Source organism: Acetatifactor sp. (genome assembly GCF_982438285.1).
In genome coordinates this window covers 1-1,523 of sequence record NZ_CEWDFQ010000510.1, presented here as the reverse complement: position 1 = coordinate 1,523, position 1,523 = coordinate 1, and the positions used below count along the sequence as shown (strand labels likewise).

Annotated in this window: 2 protein-coding genes; both read right to left on the bottom strand. The window is 51.3% G+C overall.

Annotated elements, in window-relative coordinates; genetic code table 11:
* Positions 1 to 884: phosphoribosylformylglycinamidine cyclo-ligase (gene purM, locus AC1WIP_RS15775; protein WP_481142720.1), on the bottom strand; the 884-nt coding region annotated here is incomplete at its 3' end.
* A gap of 37 nt (positions 885 to 921) precedes the next feature.
* Entirely contained in the window at positions 922 to 1,455 is a 534-nt protein-coding gene (gene purE, locus AC1WIP_RS15770; RefSeq protein ID WP_481142719.1) for a 5-(carboxyamino)imidazole ribonucleotide mutase, read from the bottom strand.
* Positions 1,456 to 1,523: the final 68 nt, after the last annotated feature.

Genomic DNA, 1,523 nt, shown 5'->3' with positions numbered 1-1,523 from the left:
GTGTTGTACATCATTTCCTCCGCAATATTTCCTTTTCTCTGCAGAAGCTTGAAAATTGCAGGCACCTCATAGCTGTCCTTTTCCACAAAGGCACGGATTCCTTCCGGAAGCATTCTGGGAATATTCTCATAGAAGCCGCCCCCTGTGATATGGCTGCACCCCTTTATGGTGACGCCGGCCTCCTTTACGCTCTTTAACGCCTTTACATAAATCCTGGTGGGAGCAAGCAGCGCTTCCCCCAGGGTTTCACCCAATTCCTCATAATAAGTGTCAAGGCTCTCTCTCGTCATATCAAACACCTTACGCACCAGGGAGAATCCGTTGGAGTGCACACCGGAGGAGGCAATGCCGATCAAAACATCTCCTTCCCTGATCCTCTCTCCGGTAATCATATCCTTTTTGTCTGCCAGGCCTACCGCAAAACCGGCCAGATCGTATTCATCCTCCGGCATAAGCCCCGGATGCTCCGCCGTCTCTCCGCCGATCAGCGCCGCACCTGAGAGCCTGCAGCCTTCTGCCACTCCCTTTACAATGGCTGCAATCTTCTCAGGATAATTTTTGCCGCATGCTATGTAATCCAGAAAAAAGAGGGGTTCTCCTCCCGCGCAGGCAACATCGTTCACGCACATGGCCACGCAGTCGATTCCGATGGTATCATGCTTATCCAGCAAAAAGGCCAGCTTCACCTTTGTGCCGCACCCATCCGTGCCGGACAAAAGAACAGGCTCCTCCATATTTTTTAAGGCGCTTATGGAAAACGCCCCGGAAAAGCCGCCAAGGCTCCCCAGCACCTCCGGGCGCATGGTCTGCCGCACATACTCTTTCATCAGCTCAACCGACTGATAACCGGCTTCAATATCAACTCCCGCACTCTTATAATCCATCTCTTTTCTCCTCATCTATGTATTCTCAGACCGGCCCTTACCGTTTCATTCCTTCCAGATATGCCTTGCAGCCTGTCTCCTGCAGCTTTTCATCCTTGGCCTGTACCTGCTCTTTCAGGCCCTCGCTGTAATCCTTCAGCTTCTTTAAAAGGGTCTCATCCGAAACAGCCAGAATTTTGACCGCCAAAAGCGCCGCGTTGGCTCCTCCGTTTATGGCCACCGTAGCCACCGGAATGCCGGAGGGCATCTGCACGATGGAGTACAGGGAATCTCTTCCTCCCAGGGATGTGGTGTGCATGGGAATTCCAATCACCGGCATGGGAAAAACAGCCGCGCACATGCCGGGCAGGTGCGCAGCCATGCCCGCCCCCGCAATAATAACCTTAAATCCCTTCTCCTCTGCAGTTTTGGCGTATTCAAAAAATACATCCGGCTCCCTGTGAGCGCTGATTATCCTCATTTCATAGGGAATGCCAAACTGCTCCAAAATATCCGCAGCCTTCGCCATGACAGGCATATCCGAATCGCTGCCCATAACAATGCCAACCTTAGGTGCTTGTGTATCTGCCATAATATCCTCCATTCCAAAAGTTCGAAAACGCATGGTTCTCTCTTCTTTTTAGTTTACTAAAATTACAT

Excerpts from the sequence above, each read along its gene's own strand:
- purE (WP_481142719.1), bottom strand. The coding sequence starts at position 1,455 with ATGGCAGATACACAAGCACCTAAGGTTGGCATTGTTATGGGCAGCGAT.